The organism is Marinicrinis sediminis (assembly GCF_042685085.1).
Taxonomy (GTDB): Bacteria; Bacillota; Bacilli; order Paenibacillales; family KCTC-33676; genus Marinicrinis; species Marinicrinis sediminis.
Map to the genome: position 1 here is coordinate 1 of NZ_JBHUMM010000012.1, position 14,856 is coordinate 14,856.

Genomic DNA, 14,856 nt, shown 5'->3' on the forward strand with positions numbered 1-14,856 from the left:
CTTGCATGTATTAGGCACGCCGCCAGCGTTCGTCCTGAGCCAGGATCAAACTCTCCAATAAAGGTAAAAAGTTTGGCTTGCTCATTTTGTTGCTGGTTGGAATTTTCATTCCGGGGGTTCCCGTCCGATCCATCATGGAAAGGACAATGAAACCTTATTTTGAAATTTGGACAATTTCGCTCGCTGTTCAGTTTTCAAAGGACAAGATGTTTCGTCTGTGTGATGCGTTTCTCAGTAGCTGCGTGGTTAGCAGCGAGAAGTATCATAACACATTCGTTTTTGTTTGGCAAGTCTTTTTTCACTCGGTGATGACTCTGTATGGAGTGAAGAAGAACTTATCCATGTCGCTGTCGTTTTCAGCGACGTTTTTTAATATATCACAATCGCTTGCGCTTTTGCAAGTGCTTTTTTCATCCGGTCTCTCGCACATGGCGCTGAGTCCAGAAGCGATATGACGCTTGCTGAGGCAGGATTACATCCTACCACGTTCGCTCCGTTCAGACAAGTTCATCTTTTTCCAGTTTCCAATTCACTCTATACGGAGATGAACTCGATTGTGGGGTGTTCGATAGACAAGCCGTTTGAAGCGGCGAGTAATAATGTATCAAATCTCTGGTGAATTTGCAAGCACATTTTTTTCCTTACGATCACCATATCTCTTCCCTTTGAAATCCAGGATGAACCTGAGCATTCAATCCATCACAAAAGACCTTTCGTGCGCGACGAAAGGTCTTTTTGCAGACATCCATATGATGATTTTAACCCCGAGAATCGTATCAGCATGCATATCGGGGTTCATCTTGCCGTTACTGCTGTTCCCCGGAACGCTCTCTCATGAGTGGGAATAACAGCACATCTCGAATGGAAGGCGCATTGGTCAAAAGCATGACCAGACGATCAATCCCGATACCGAGTCCTCCGGTAGGCGGCATGCCGTATTCCAGGGCACGAATGAAATCTTCATCCATCATATGAGCTTCATCATTTCCCTGTTCTCTTTCCTTCAACTGGGCTTCAAAGCGCTCACGCTGGTCAATCGGATCATTGAGCTCTGTGAAGGCATTGGCATGCTCACGAGCTACAATAAACAGTTCAAAGCGATCCGTAAAACGAGGGTCTTCTTCATTTTTCTTGGCCAGAGGTGAGATCGCCAGTGGATGCCCATATACGAAGGTTGGCTGGATCAAGGATTCTTCAACCTTCTGCTCGAAGAACTCGTTGACGATATGCCCGAATGTCATCATAGGTTCTACCTTGACACCATGCTCCTTCGCCAGGCGATGCGCTTCTTCATCGGACATTTCCTGTTTGAAATCAATACCCGTTACTTCTTTGATCGCGTCCACCATACTGACCCGTTTCCACGGGGTTCCGAGATCCACCTGCTGACCCTGGTATTCCACCATGGTCGTTCCAAGAACCTCTTGTGCGATATGACGAACAAGGTCTTCGGTCAATTGCATGATATCCTCATAATCGGCATAGGCCTCATATAGCTCGATCATGGTAAACTCAGGATTATGACGGGTGGAAATGCCTTCGTTTCGATACACACGTCCGATCTCGTATACTTTCTCCAGTCCACCAACGATCAGCCGTTTTAGATGAAGTTCAATGGCAATTCGCATATACAACTGCATGTCCAAGGCATTGTGATGCGTAACAAATGGTTTGGCAGAAGCACCGCCTGCAATGGCATGCATCGTAGGTGTCTCTACTTCCAGATAGCCGCGTTGATCCAGATATCTGCGCATGGACTGAATAATTTTTGAACGGAGAATGAAGGTATGTTGTACCTCCTGATTCATGATGAGATCCAGATAGCGCTGACGGTAACGCAGTTCTACATCCTTCAAACCATGATACTTTTCCGGAAGCGGGTACAACGATTTCGTAAGCACTTCCAATTCTGTCACTTTAATGGAAGTTTCTCCGGTTTTCGTTTTAAATACGTTTCCTTTTACCCCTACCATATCGCCGATATCAAGCAAATCATAAGCGTCAAATTTGATATCACCGACCGTATCTTTGCGGACATAAATCTGAATTCTTCCGCTAATATCCTGAATATGGGCAAACCCTGCTTTCCCCATGGAACGCTTTTGCATAATTCGACCGGCCAGAATGACTTCCTCTTTCAATTCCTCTAGCTCTTCTTTGCTCTTTGCATCGAATTGCTCCATGACTTCGCCTGCGGTATGCGCCCGTTCGAAACGCTTACCAAAAGGGTCCACGCCCATCCCTCTTAATTGATCCAGCTTATTGCGCCGAATCACCAGCATTTCATTCAGTTCCAACTCTTGACTCATGCTCTTCCACTCCTTTTACACGTACCTCTCGTACATCGTCTATTAAGTATCATATATAAATCAGCCCCGGAAGTCCATGGCGGACATACCCGCCTGCCTTTCCTGCAACTGTTCAAACCGATAAACAAGTTAAAAGGAATCCCCCATGCCACATTCGGCACAGAAAATTCCTTTCTCATGAAACGGCAGTTAAACAGCCATATGAAAAACGCCTCAAGTGATGAAGCTTTTCTTCATAGGATGATTATTTTTTGATGTCCAAAATCTTGTATTGGATTACACCAGCAGGTACGTTCACATCAACGGTAGCGCCTTTTGATTTCCCCAAGATGGATTTCCCGACCGGGCTTTCATTGGAAATTTTGTTCTGGGAAGGATCGGATTCCGCTGTCCCGACAATCGTATATTCTACTTCATCTCCAAATTCAATATCCTGGAGGATCACCTTGGAGCCAATGCTGACTGTGTTGGTATCCACATCTTCATTGTTAATGATGCGAGCATTGCGCAGCATTTTTTCCAGTGTAATGATGCGTCCTTCGATAAAGGCTTGCTCATTCTTGGCATCCTCATATTCGGAGTTCTCACTGATGTCCCCGTAACCAATTGCTATTTTAATCCGTTCCGCGACTTCACGACGCTTTACGGATTTCAAATTTTCAAGTTCTTCTTCAAGCTTTTTGAGCCCATCCTGGGTTAAGATCACTTCTTTTTCAGTCATCCCTACAAAACTCCCGTCGTGAATAAATTTTCTTCCCACGCTTCCAACGATAATAAGATGATGTGCACAGGTATTACCTATTCATATTCATGTCATCAGGCTTCATGACACATGCTGCTTCAAGCCTGCCTCATTTCTATTCGTTGATTATATTTCATGCTTTCCTAAATGTCAATGATAGGTAAAACAGGCGGGAAGGTTAGAAAAACGCTCGTATTGGCCTCTTCCTCACACGGTTTGACCTGACTTTTCCTGCTGCTCTTTCTCTTCGTACTCGTTCACATACTGCTCAAAAATTCGAACCATATCGTCGCGCCTGGTCAGCTCCATAATCTGATCCTTGATGCGAGCTGCACCACGCAGGCCTTTCAGATACCAGGCCATGTGCTTTCTCATTTCCCGCACGGCTACAGCCTCGTTGCGAAGCGCAATTAACCGGTCCATATGAAGAACGGCAATTCTCAGTTTCTCCCTTGCCGTCGGTTCTGGAAGAAGCTCGCCGGTGGAGAGGTATTCGATTGTCCGATAGAGCATCCACGGGTTTCCGAGTGCAGCCCGTCCGATCATCACGCCGTCACAGCCGGTTTCGTCCAGCATTCGCTTCGCATCCTCCGGAGAGAATACGTCGCCATTTCCGATTACCGGAATATCCACGCTTTGCTTGACTTCCTTGATAATATCCCAGTTCGCGGTCCCGGTGTACATTTGCTGTCTGGTTCTTCCGTGCAGGGAAACAGCCTGACCGCCTGCTCGTTCAACCGCGCGGGCATTGTCCACCGCGTAAATATGATCTTCATCCCAGCCCATACGCATTTTGACCGTAACCGGCTTATCTACCGCCTCTACAACAGCCGAGACCATCTCTTCAATCTTGGCTGGATCGAGCAGCCACCTGGCTCCCGCATCGCATTTGGTGATTTTCGGAACGGGACATCCCATATTAATATCAATGATATCCGCATTGGTTTGCTTATCCACGACCTTCGCCGCTTCGACCAGCGATGCCTTGTCACCACCAAAGATTTGCAGGCTGAGCGGCTTCTCGCGCTCATCTACATAAAGCATCTGCATCGTGCGTTCATTGCCATGCAGAATAGCTTTGTCACTCACCATCTCCGCACAAACCAGTCCGGTGCCAAACTCTTTGGCAATCAAGCGAAATGCGGGATTGCAAACGCCGGCCATTGGAGCCAGCACCACGTTGTTTTTCATTTCAATGTCTGCAATTTTCAGCAATGTTTTTCCCTTCTTTCTTGCGCGCTCTGATTATCCGAGCAGCTCTTTTTTATCAATATTCAGCCTCTCGCATAATTGGTGGATCAGTTCGGGGTCTGCCTTCCGATTGCCTCGTTCCACCGCACCGAGCACACTGATGGAGATCCCGAGCTCTGAAGCCAGTTCCGTCTGTGTGAGGCCTTTTAGTTTGCGAAATGCACGGATTCGTTTTGCCAATTGATTGTTTTCCATCTTGTTATTCCTTCCGTCTGTTCCAGGTTGTCCATCATCTTGCGCGCATGCGCCAACTCTTCCGGGCGGCAGGTCTGCTTCAGTACATCCACCAGGGGAACCAAAACAAATCCCCGTTCATGCATGCGAGGATGAGGCAATATTAAATCATGGCTATCGTAGGCACGTTGCAAGTGCTCATAGGCCAATAAATCTAGATCAAGGGTTCTGGGTCCCCAACGCATCGTTCGAACCCGCCCCTGCTGCTTTTCCACATCGAGCAAGACCGCGAGCAGTGCTTCGGGATGCAACAAGGTACGAATCTGCACAACCATATTTAGAAAGGAGTCTTGTTCCGTATACCCTACCGGGTCGGTCTCATAGAGAGCCGAGCAGCCTTCCACTTCGATTGCGTCATGCTGATGCAGGCCAGTCACCGCCTGAATCAGGGCATGTTCCCGGTCGCCCATATTAGAGCCGAGACCGATCCATGCCGAACAGGCAACTGAATTTTCGGTATTCATCTATTGCTCCCGCTTTCTATAAATTTCAACCGAAACGCCATCAAAATGAATGTCAAAAGGCGGGTTTGGCTTGATGACCCGCACCGTAAGTGCCTGCACCTGATCGTACTCAGCAAGTACCGCACGGGCAATATGTTCCGCTACCGCCTCAATCAATTGATAAGGTTTGCCCTCCACTATACCACGAATGGTATCCACAATGGTAGCATAATTAACGGTATCCTCCAGCCGGTCACTCTGGCCACTGGCCTGGAGATCCATATACAGCTCTGCATCAACCCGATAGCGCTGACCCAACTTGTTCTCTTCTGGAAACACACCATGGTACCCGTAAAATTGCATACCTGACAGACTGATTTTATCCATGATTCACTCCATCCTTTCTACGCAGTATGGCATCGGTCATATCAGCCGTTCTCCGCATCTGCTTGACATCATGCACCCGAATGATGGAGCATCCCTGTTCGATCCCCATTACCGTGGTCACCGCTGTTCCCTCCACGACATCATCGACGGGCCGTTGAAGAATGTGACGAATCATGCGTTTGCGAGACGTGCCCAGCAATACCGGATAACCGAGCTCACAAATCACGTGAAGATGATTCATCAGATACAAATTCTGCTCCATGTCTTTGGCAAAGCCAAATCCCGGGTCCAAGATGATCTGCTCTCGCTGCACACCGGCCTGGAGGGCCATATCCATACTTTCTTCCAAATCACGAATCACGTCGGTTAGAAAGTGTTCGTAATTCGCTTCCTCCCGGTTATGCATCAGAATGATAGGGGCGCCCGAATCTGCAGCTACCTGGGCCATATCGCGGTCTTTCTTGCATCCCCATACATCGTTGATAATATGAGCCCCTGCCTCCAAAGCCCGTCTGGCTGTCTCGGCCTTGTACGTATCGATGGAAATCGGTATATCGATCTCACCCGCTACCGCTTCAATTACTGGTATCACACGCGCCATTTCTTCCTCTGCTGTTACCGGCTGTGCACCTGGTCTGGTCGATTCCCCGCCTATGTCCAGCATATCTGCTCCTTCGGCTACGAGCCGACGGGCCTGATCGAGCGCTTTCTCTATATCCATGAACGTCCCCCCATCTGAAAAGGAGTCCGGTGTAATATTCAAAATACCCATGATGAGTGTCCGTTCACCCAGCTTCAATTCCCTTCCTCTCATTTGCAGCCATCGTTCATTCAAAATTTCGTTCATCCTTCCCGATTGTGAACCTGTCTTCTATATAAACGGAGCCATTGTTCCGTATGATATCCAATTTCACCCCTGCTTACAATCTGATGTTGTCCATGCTGGTCCCACAGCGCCGTAATGGGAATCAGTTCTTGAATAGAGTTGGTCATAAAAATTTCGTCTGCCTCTGTCAGGTCAGACCAATCATATAACCCTTCTTTGACGGAGACGTCAATTTCCTTCAGCAGTTGTATGACATAGGAGCGGGTCACACCAGGTAAAATGCCTGTGTGCAGGGACGGTGTGTACACCTGACCATCTCGCACGAAAAACAGATTGCTGACCATCCCTTCAGCAAGGTGACCATCCGCAGTCAAAAACAATCCCTCTACTCCATGTGGATGTTTCGCCCAGGTGTACTGGTTCAGCTCTTTCTTGGCAAGCAAACTGCTCATATAGTGAAAGCTTTTGTGACGAACAGCCGTCTCCGGTAGACGGCGGGGCTGCTTAAGCTGTACCAGTCCCTTGCCTGCTCGATAGACCGGGCTGTCTGTACCGCTCGGCAACGGTTTGCCGTACAAGATAGTAGTGGGCGATACATAAGCTGTTGTTGGCAAGCCCACCTCTGCTGAACCGGCACTGACGGACAGACGAATATACACATCATCCAGCTGGTTTTCTTCCAGCAAGCTTGCAATATCCTTGCGAATGTCCGTATCGGAAATCGACCATTCAATATCCAGTTCAGCCAGCCCTGAGCGCAGTCGCGCCAGATGCAAATCCAGCAACCATGGGTACCCGGCATAGGTGCGGAACGTTTCAAAACAACCCATTCCATAAAGAAAACCGTGATCGTATACCGACACCACGGCTTCCTCCTCTGCAACTGCCTTTCCATTCACCATGACCCTCATGATGACGCATGCTCAGCCCTCGATGTGCTGAGAAAATTACGCAGCATCTGATGGCCGTAATCCGTAATAATCGATTCCGGGTGAAACTGAACCCCTTCAATCGGGTACGTTTTGTGACGCAGCCCCATAATCTCGCCTTCGGCTGTCTCTGCAGTAATCTCCAGGCAATCCGGCAAGGTCTCCCGCTTCACGATCAGAGAATGATAGCGCGTAGCAGTAAAAGGGGATGGCATGCCCTGGAATACACCTTGCTGCTGATGATGAATGGGAGAGGTTTTCCCATGCATGAGCCGTTCCGCCCTTACGACCTCACCTCCGAACACCTGACCAATCGACTGATGTCCGAGACAAACGCCGAATATAGGAATCTTCCCCTTAAAGGTCTCAATAACTTCCAGACTGATCCCCGCCTCATTCGGTGTACAAGGTCCGGGGGAGAGCAGCAGGTGGTCCGGGTTTTTCTCCGCTATTTCTTCTACCGTAATTTCATCATTCCGGTAAACGATCACCTCTTCGCCCAGCTCCCCCAAATATTGAACGAGATTGTATGTGAATGAATCGTAATTATCAATGACCAGGATCATCGTGCACCCCTCCTATTTTACATAATCTGATCCATGTCGAGACGGATCACCATAGTAGCGTTCCTGATATTCCAATGCTTTAGACAAAGCTCTCGCTTTATTTAGCGATTCCTTGAATTCGCGTTCCGGATCGGAATCAATCACAATGCCTGCTCCGGCCTGCACATGCACAAGACCGTCCTTCACAAGCATCGTTCGTATAACTATATTAAATTCCATATTGCCCCGATAGTCAATCCAGCCCATAGAGCCCGTATACAGTCCTCGTCTGACCGGCTCCAGCTCTTCGATGATCTCCATCGTACGCACTTTAGGTGCACCGGTAATGGTTCCACCGGGAAATTTCGCGCGAATGACATCCAGCGCATCGGCACCATCCCGGAGTTGTCCCGTCACTTCAGAGACCAGATGCATGACATGGGAGTATCGCTCGATGACCATCAGTTCCTCTACTTGAACAGAGCCATAACGCGATACTCGTCCCAGATCATTGCGATCCAGATCCACCAGCATGACGTGCTCGGCTCGTTCCTTCTCGCTTTCCAGCAACTCCTGCTCGAGAAAAACATCTTCTTCCTCGTTCTTCCCGCGGCGCCTGGTCCCGGCAATAGGGCGGGCAGAAACCTTGCCCTCGTGCAGCCTGACCAGCAGCTCCGGAGAAGCAGAGGCCACCTCAAATTCCGGAAAACGCAGATAGCCCATATAAGGGGACGGATTAATAAGGCGAAGCCATTCATACAATTCCACAGCACTTCCAACGAGTGGCCGGCTGCGTCTGAGCGACAGATTCGCCTGAAAGACATCGCCATCCAGAATATAGGCTTGAATGCGGCGAACCGCCTCCATATACTGTGCTTTGGAGAATGGAGAATGCCAACGTGGATCCTCATATAAGAAACGATGATCGGAATCCTCCGTGGCATAGCGTTCATAACAAGCCCGACGCCGCTGAACATCATCTGCATCTTCCTGTTCGAGCACATGCTGTCTGAACCATTCAAACATTCCGGACACGACGCTCTGAGCAGATCGACATACCGCTCGCACCTCTTCGTCGGTAGCGTTGTCGAGGGTCGGATCAGACCGGTCGTTCTCTTCCTGACGGTTCATGTTCTCGATATAGATGCAATACAGTTGATCATCGGCATGATCCATGACATACAGCTCATGCACGCGAGTAAAGTAATAGGCCGGGCAATGGAGATCGTCTACAGCCCGGACAGGCAGACGCTCAATCTCTCGCGCCATATCATAACTGAAATACCCCGTAATGCCCCCAATAAAGGGCGGCAATGAAGAACAGACCTGCTCCGCTGGTGCCAGCTTGCCGCTATGCAGCCACAGGCGTAATGCGGAGATCGGATCGGTTGTCTCCCATTCCCGCTTCCCCTGCTCACCGGACGCATCCATCTCTGTCAATTGTCCATTCCCATATTGAAGCGATTGTGTGGCTGATCGGCTAAAATAGGTGTAACGCCCACTTTTGCCGCTCTCCAGCAGGGTCTGATACGAAGAATTGCCATGATCGTGTTGCAAGGCTTTCTGCCAGCTGGCTGCTCTCCACCCTGAGGGCAGCGAATAAGTAGCGACCATGGGTAGAAGCTTGTATCCTTGTTGATGCCACTGCAACCAGTGTCCTTCATCGATTTGAAACAATGGTGTACGTCCTCTCCAGGCACTGTCGTCCAAAAAGATGGATTCCGCATACAGTTGCCCTTGTCTTGATATGTCTATCGCTTATTATAATCGAAGAAACGCGATGTGAAAAAGCCCTCTGTCAGGAAATCATTGACAAAGGGCCTTTCGATGAATCGGTATATGAATGGATTACTGCTCGTCAAACTGATACAACGGTGTGCTTAGGTAGCGCTCTCCGTTACTTGGTACAACCGCTACGACGCGCTTGCCTTTGCCCAGCTTCTTCGCCACCTGCAGAGCGGCATATATAGCGGCCCCCGAGGAAATACCGCCCAAGATGCCTTCTTCTTTGGCAACTTGTCTGGAGGTCTCAAAGGCTTGCTCGTTTTCTACCTGAATCACTTCATCATAGATCTCTGTATTCAAGATACTCGGTACAAATCCAGCGCCGATGCCTTGAATTTTATGAGGTCCTGGGCTTCCTCCGGAAAGAACCGGTGAAGCGGCAGGCTCTACTGCGTAAATTTGAATGCCCGGGAAGTTTTCTTTGAGAACAGAACCTGCACCCGTGATCGTGCCACCGGTTCCAATCCCGGAAATAAACGCATCCAGCTTGCCGTCTTCGGCCTGAATCGCTTCTACAATTTCCGGACCTGTTGTTCTTCTGTGAATCTCCACGTTGGCCTGATTGTCAAACTGCTGAGGCATGAAATAGGAAGGATTCTCCGCTTTCAACTCTTCTGCACGCTTGATTGCGCCTTTCATCCCCTCTGGTCCCGGTGTCAGTACCAGCTCTGCGCCATAAGCCCGAAGTAGGTTGCGGCGCTCCATGCTCATGGTTTCCGGCATGACCAGAATGGCACGGTATCCTTTGGCAGCTGCCACCATCGCTAGACCAATCCCCGTATTACCGCTTGTCGGTTCTACAATGGTATCCCCCGGCTTCAGCTTGCCTTCTTTTTCAGCTGTTTCAATCATGTTGATCGCAATCCGATCCTTTACACTCGCTCCCGGATTTTGAAATTCCAGCTTGACGTACACCTCTGCACTGTCCGCTGGAACGACACGATTCAACCGAACTAGCGGGGTATCACCAATCAACTGCGTAATATTTTGAACCAATTTTGCCATGATAGGGCCTCCTCCTTCGTCACTCGCCACATTATTTCCGAGTAAATCGCTAGGTTTTATCTTAGGTCTATCTTACCAATGCCCTATTCACTTGTCAACTCTATCTTGTGTACGGTGTCAAATGCGTTCTGCCTGGCATTCAGCTTACATGGACGCCATAATCTGCTGCAGCTTCGCTCCGTTGAACAGATATTTCTCATTGCAGAAATGACAAACAATCTCAGCCTGTCCGTCTTCTTCGAGAATTTGGGACAGCTCTTCCTTCCCGAGGCTGATCAGGGTGCGTTCCACCCGTTCCTCGGAACACTGGCACTGAAAGCGGAGCGGGATGCGCTCGAGCTCGGTGAAGGAAGGGATCACTTTCCGCAGGACGTCTTCAATCGCCATGCCTTCCTCCAGATACTTCGTAACGGTATACAACTCGGAAATTTCTTTCTCAATCTCCGAAATTTCATCATCTGTCAGGCCAGGCAAGAGTTGAATGATAAATCCGCCTGCCGTCAGCAGCTCATCGCCCTTGCCCACGAGTACCCCGGAAGCAACAGCCGATGGCGTCTGCTCAGAGACCGCGAAGTAGTACGTGAAATCCTCACTGATTTCCCCTGAAATGATCGGAGAGCTTCCGCGGTAAGGCTCTTTCATTCCGAGATCCTTGATGACATAGATCTGGCCTTCTGTGCCTACTGCCCCTCGGACGTCGATTTTCCCTATCTCATTTTTCGGAAGCTGCACAGCAGGATTGTCGACATATCCGCGCACTTCGCCTTTGGCGTTGGCATCCACGACAATTTGTCCGATCGGACCGTTTCCCTTGACCTGGATGGTGAGCTTTTCTTCACCCTTCAGCATAAACCCCAGCATCGAGCCAATCGTGGCCGCCCTCCCGAGCGCAGCGGTAGCCGTTGACCATGTGTCATGCCTTTGCTGCAGTTCTGCCACAAGATGCTTGGAGTACGCTGCAAACGCTCTAACTTTTCCGTTCATCGCGGTACCGCGAATGAGATAATCCTGCATGGATTCTTGCTCCCTTCTGATGCCTGTTTATGGATAAACCTGAACCTTCACGATCCCTGATTGCGTTCATATAAGATTTTCAGACCTTGTAACGTTAATTGTCCGTTTACGATATCGATTGAATCACATTCGCCGGCGATCATTTCCGCCAGTCCGCCTGTGGCCACCACTTTCGCATTCACCTGCATCTCCTGCTTCACCCGGTTGACGATCCCTTCCACAAGTCCGGCATAGCCGCAAATAATGCCCGCCTGCATCGACTGGATGGAGTTGCGTCCAACCACACTTTTCGGTGTTTTCAGTTCGATGCGCGGAAGCTTGGCTGCCTTCTGATATAACGCCTCGGTTGAAATGCCGATACCCGGCGCAATCGCCCCGCCGATATATTGACCTTTCTCGTCAATGTAATCAAAGGTTGTCGCGGTTCCAAAGTCAACAATGACGAGCGGCGCCCCGTACAATTGAATAGCAGCCACCGCATTCACAATGCGGTCCGCTCCCACTTCACGCGGATTTTCATACCGGACATTGAGCCCGGTTTTAATTCCCGGTCCGACGAACATCGGGGTTTGCTTCAAATAGATCTCACAACACTTCTCCAGCACATGAATGAGCGGAGGCACAACAGATGAGATGATGATCCCCTCTACCTGGTCTTCGTGAAATCCTGCATGGCGAAACATCGTATGAATCATAATGCCGTATTCATCCACCGTGGCATCCCGATTGGTACTCAGTCTCCAGTGGTGGGCCAGTTTGTCACCTTCATATACACCAAGCACAATATTGGTATTCCCTACATCAATGACTAAAATCACGGGCGCCCCCCCTTTTTCTTCTCATTCAGATCGAGACTGATATCCAGTGGCGAGATGTCATTGGTTAATCGCCCGACCGAGATCACATCTACGCCGCATGCTGCAATGGCAGCAATCGTATGTAGCGTTACACCCCCGGATGCTTCCGTCACCACATGGGGAGAATGTGCCTGAATGTGCGAAACGGCTGTGCGCATTTCCTCATGACGCATGTTGTCCAGCATAATAATATCCGCTCCTGCTGCCAACGCTTGTTCGACCTGCGCCAGATTTTCGGTTTCCACTTCTATTTTCATCGTATGCGGAATCGCTGCTCTAGCCTGCTCAACGGCCTGCTGAATGCCGCCGGCCGCCTTGATATGATTATCCTTGATCATGACCGCATCATACAGGCCAAAACGGTGATTGTGCCCGCCGCCAACCTGAACCGCATACTTCTCCAATAACCGATGACCCGGTGTCGTCTTGCGTGTATCCACGAGACGGACAGCGGTACCCGCCACTTGCTGGGCATATTCATGCGTCCGGGTGGCAATGCCGGACATCCGTTGCAATAGGTTCAAGGCGAGTCGCTCCCCGATCAGAATACTGCGTGAGCTGCCTTCCACAATGGCCAGGGTGTCTCCCTGCTGGACGGTGTCCCCGTCGGCCTTGAGCGGTTCAAACGATACCGTGGCATCCACCACCTCAAAAACCCATTGCGCAATCTTCATTCCGCATGCAATCCCTGCTTGTTTCGCATGGATAAGGCCTTTGGATACATGTCCCTCCGGAATAGTTGACAGGGTCGTTACGTCCCCACTGCCTACATCTTCCTTCAGCCAATGGACAATCTGTTCTTTGATCTGTGTACTAGACGGATGAAACATCATTCACTCTCTCCTCTACCATCCCTTTTTCGCGATTCAAGATCGTATGCTTGCGCCACATCAAATCATCTTTTTCTGGGAAATCTTCCCGAAAGTGCGCCCCGCGGCTTTCTTCCCGATGGATCGCCGCATTTGTAATCAGGAGCGAGCAGGTAAGCATATTCGCAAATTCATATTCCTCACGCTTGCTAATGGCATATTGATAAAAGGGCAACTGGCGTTGCAGTTCTGTCAAGCCTTTCTGTAAGCCCTTCAGGGATCGCTTGAGACCGACGTAGCGCAGCATAATCTTTTGCAGCTTCAACCGCTTCTCTACGATAGCCTGAATGGGGGGGGCCAGATGTTCGACGGAAAACGAAACATGGGAGGCCTGAACAGGCTCCAGTTCATGAATCCGCTCAGCAATCCTGCGACCAAACACAATCGCTTCAGACAACGAATTACTCGCCAGCCGATTGGCACCATGCACACCTGTGGAAGACACCTCACCGCACGCAAACAAACGCTTCACCGACGTTTCTCCGTTCAAATCGGTGCGAACTCCACCCATCATGTAATGAGCAGCGGGGGCAACCGGAATCCAATCAGCAGCAAGATCCAGCCCATACCTTAGGCAAAACTGGTAAATGGTCGGGAAACGATGCTTGACCAATTCTTCCGATTCATGGGTGAAATCGAGATACACAAAGGTGGATTTCGTTTGTTCCATCTCACTGACGATGGCCCGGGCTACCACATCACGCGGGGCCAGTTCAAGCTGTGGGTGATACGATTTCATAAACCGCTCTCCCTTAATATTGCGCAGAACCGCTCCTTCCCCACGAACCGCCTCAGAGATCAGAAAGCGAGGAGCACCTGGATAGCAAAGGGAAGTAGGATGAAACTGAATGAACTCCACATCCCGAATATCTGCGCCCGCCCGGTACGCCATCGCAATTCCATCTCCTGTCGCCACATCCGGATTGGTCGTGTAGCGATAAAGTTGCCCCGCTCCGCCACTGCACAGCACAGTCGCCTTGGCCCGGACGAACTGCTTGTGACCCTGTTCATCCTGGACGAGTACTCCGACACATTCCTGTTGATCGGTGATCAGGTCGATCACATACCGGTCATCCCACATCTCAATATTCGGATGCTGATGTGCGGTATCCAGCAAGGCTCGTACGATCTCCGCTCCGGTAGCGTCCCCGTGCGCATGCAATATGCGGCGCTGACTGTGTGCCCCTTCCCGAGTCAAAGCGAGCATGCCATCCTTCTCATCGAACTTCGTACCCATGTGAATGAGGTCCTGCACCCCGGCAGGTCCTTCATGAACGAGCACATCTACCGCCTTTACCGAGCACAATCCTGCTCCAGCGATCAGGGTATCCTGCCGATGATACATCGGAGAATCCTCTTCCGAGATGACGGCGGCAATCCCTCCTTGCGCATACCTGGTATTGCTCTCCGTCAATGATCTCTTGGTGATCAGGAGAACACGCTGATGCTCGGCCGCCTTAATGGCCGTAAACAAACCGGCGATGCCTGCCCCGACGAGAATGACATCCGTCTCATAGCGGGACAACGTATTTAAGTCAAACCCTGTCAAGTACCGGGGGAGTTGTTCCATGGTGAACACCGACCTTCCGTAACATGCGATTTCCAACCTTTCGCAAATAAATGCCATTCAAACAGCGAAAAACAGAGATTCAACTGGAGT

Annotated in this window: 15 protein-coding genes and 1 rRNA gene; all 16 read right to left on the reverse strand. The window is 50.0% G+C overall.

The genetic code is table 11. The annotated features are described in order from the left end of the window. Nucleotides 1-61: ribosomal RNA gene (locus ACFSUC_RS07785) — 16S ribosomal RNA — on the reverse strand; the annotation flags it as partial. Nucleotides 62-806: 745 nt separating this feature from the next. Then, nucleotides 807-2,309, reverse strand: coding sequence for a lysine--tRNA ligase (lysS, locus tag ACFSUC_RS07790; protein ID WP_379928979.1), 1,503 nt, complete (start codon nucleotides 2,307-2,309; stop codon nucleotides 807-809). A 244-nt stretch (nucleotides 2,310-2,553) separates the two neighbouring features. After that, nucleotides 2,554-3,030 carry a transcription elongation factor GreA gene (gene greA / locus ACFSUC_RS07795; RefSeq protein ID WP_379928980.1) on the reverse strand — a complete coding sequence of 159 codons (477 nt, stop codon included), beginning with the start codon at nucleotides 3,028-3,030 and terminating at the stop codon, nucleotides 2,554-2,556. Between the two features lie 228 nt (nucleotides 3,031-3,258). Then, nucleotides 3,259-4,266 carry a tRNA dihydrouridine synthase DusB gene (gene dusB / locus ACFSUC_RS07800; RefSeq protein WP_379928981.1) on the reverse strand — a complete coding sequence of 336 codons (1,008 nt, stop codon included), beginning with the start codon at nucleotides 4,264-4,266 and terminating at the stop codon, nucleotides 3,259-3,261. Between the two features lie 30 nt (nucleotides 4,267-4,296). Beyond that, nucleotides 4,297-4,497 carry a helix-turn-helix domain-containing protein gene (locus tag ACFSUC_RS07805; protein ID WP_379928982.1) on the reverse strand — a complete coding sequence of 67 codons (201 nt, stop codon included), beginning with the start codon at nucleotides 4,495-4,497 and terminating at the stop codon, nucleotides 4,297-4,299. Continuing rightward, the gene (folK, locus tag ACFSUC_RS07810; RefSeq protein WP_379928983.1) at nucleotides 4,449-5,000 is read right to left on the reverse strand and encodes a 2-amino-4-hydroxy-6-hydroxymethyldihydropteridine diphosphokinase; all 552 of its coding nucleotides are present in this window, start codon (nucleotides 4,998-5,000) and stop codon (nucleotides 4,449-4,451) included. The genes ACFSUC_RS07805 and folK overlap by 49 nt, the downstream gene beginning before the upstream one ends. After that, nucleotides 5,001-5,366, reverse strand: coding sequence for a dihydroneopterin aldolase (gene folB, locus ACFSUC_RS07815; RefSeq protein ID WP_379928984.1), 366 nt, complete (start codon nucleotides 5,364-5,366; stop codon nucleotides 5,001-5,003). It abuts the gene before it with no gap. Beyond that, entirely contained in the window at nucleotides 5,359-6,213 is an 855-nt protein-coding gene (folP, locus tag ACFSUC_RS07820) for a dihydropteroate synthase (RefSeq protein WP_379928985.1), read from the reverse strand. Before folP ends, folB begins: the two co-directional genes overlap by 8 nt. Next, entirely contained in the window at nucleotides 6,210-7,094 is an 885-nt protein-coding gene (gene pabC / locus ACFSUC_RS07825; RefSeq protein WP_379929044.1) for an aminodeoxychorismate lyase, read from the reverse strand. Before pabC ends, folP begins: the two co-directional genes overlap by 4 nt. A gap of 5 nt (nucleotides 7,095-7,099) precedes the next feature. Continuing rightward, a complete protein-coding gene (gene pabA / locus ACFSUC_RS07830) occupies nucleotides 7,100-7,687 on the reverse strand; it encodes an aminodeoxychorismate/anthranilate synthase component II (RefSeq protein ID WP_379928986.1) in 588 nt (195 codons plus the stop codon). A 12-nt stretch (nucleotides 7,688-7,699) separates the two neighbouring features. Next, the gene (locus ACFSUC_RS07835) at nucleotides 7,700-9,280 is read right to left on the reverse strand and encodes an anthranilate synthase component I family protein (RefSeq protein ID WP_449288688.1); all 1,581 of its coding nucleotides are present in this window, start codon (nucleotides 9,278-9,280) and stop codon (nucleotides 7,700-7,702) included. A gap of 234 nt (nucleotides 9,281-9,514) precedes the next feature. Further along, entirely contained in the window at nucleotides 9,515-10,456 is a 942-nt protein-coding gene (gene cysK, locus ACFSUC_RS07840; RefSeq protein WP_379928988.1) for a cysteine synthase A, read from the reverse strand. Between the two features lie 144 nt (nucleotides 10,457-10,600). Next, nucleotides 10,601-11,470 carry an Hsp33 family molecular chaperone HslO gene (hslO, locus tag ACFSUC_RS07845; protein ID WP_379928989.1) on the reverse strand — a complete coding sequence of 290 codons (870 nt, stop codon included), beginning with the start codon at nucleotides 11,468-11,470 and terminating at the stop codon, nucleotides 10,601-10,603. Nucleotides 11,471-11,517: 47 nt separating this feature from the next. Continuing rightward, complete coding sequence (locus tag ACFSUC_RS07850; RefSeq protein ID WP_379928990.1) at nucleotides 11,518-12,288, reverse strand: type III pantothenate kinase; 771 nt, start codon at nucleotides 12,286-12,288, stop codon at nucleotides 11,518-11,520. Continuing rightward, complete coding sequence (gene nadC, locus ACFSUC_RS07855) at nucleotides 12,285-13,160, reverse strand: carboxylating nicotinate-nucleotide diphosphorylase (RefSeq protein WP_379928991.1); 876 nt, start codon at nucleotides 13,158-13,160, stop codon at nucleotides 12,285-12,287. The genes ACFSUC_RS07850 and nadC overlap by 4 nt, the downstream gene beginning before the upstream one ends. After that, a complete protein-coding gene (nadB, locus tag ACFSUC_RS07860; protein WP_379928992.1) occupies nucleotides 13,141-14,766 on the reverse strand; it encodes an L-aspartate oxidase in 1,626 nt (541 codons plus the stop codon). The genes nadC and nadB overlap by 20 nt, the downstream gene beginning before the upstream one ends. Nucleotides 14,767-14,856: the final 90 nt, after the last annotated feature.

Bases quoted from the DNA above. Each gene is read 5' to 3' on its own strand.
- folK (WP_379928983.1), bottom strand. From the start codon at position 5,000: ATGAATACCGAAAATTCAGTTGCCTGTTCGGCATGGATCGGTCTCGGC.
- pabC (WP_379929044.1), bottom strand. From the start codon at position 7,094: ATGGTGAATGGAAAGGCAGTTGCAGAGGAGGAAGCCGTGGTGTCGGTA.
- ACFSUC_RS07835 (WP_449288688.1), bottom strand. From the start codon at position 9,280: ATGGTCGCTACTTATTCGCTGCCCTCAGGGTGGAGAGCAGCCAGCTGG.
- ACFSUC_RS07805 (WP_379928982.1), bottom strand. From the start codon at position 4,497: ATGGAAAACAATCAATTGGCAAAACGAATCCGTGCATTTCGCAAACTA.
- lysS (WP_379928979.1), bottom strand. From the start codon at position 2,309: ATGAGTCAAGAGTTGGAACTGAATGAAATGCTGGTGATTCGGCGCAAT.
- folP (WP_379928985.1), bottom strand. From the start codon at position 6,213: ATGAACGAAATTTTGAATGAACGATGGCTGCAAATGAGAGGAAGGGAA.
- folB (WP_379928984.1), bottom strand. From the start codon at position 5,366: ATGGATAAAATCAGTCTGTCAGGTATGCAATTTTACGGGTACCATGGT.
- nadB (WP_379928992.1), bottom strand. From the start codon at position 14,766: ATGGAACAACTCCCCCGGTACTTGACAGGGTTTGACTTAAATACGTTG.
- pabA (WP_379928986.1), bottom strand. From the start codon at position 7,687: ATGATCCTGGTCATTGATAATTACGATTCATTCACATACAATCTCGTT.
- hslO (WP_379928989.1), bottom strand. From the start codon at position 11,470: ATGCAGGATTATCTCATTCGCGGTACCGCGATGAACGGAAAAGTTAGA.
- nadC (WP_379928991.1), bottom strand. From the start codon at position 13,160: ATGATGTTTCATCCGTCTAGTACACAGATCAAAGAACAGATTGTCCAT.
- cysK (WP_379928988.1), bottom strand. From the start codon at position 10,456: ATGGCAAAATTGGTTCAAAATATTACGCAGTTGATTGGTGATACCCCG.
- greA (WP_379928980.1), bottom strand. From the start codon at position 3,030: ATGACTGAAAAAGAAGTGATCTTAACCCAGGATGGGCTCAAAAAGCTT.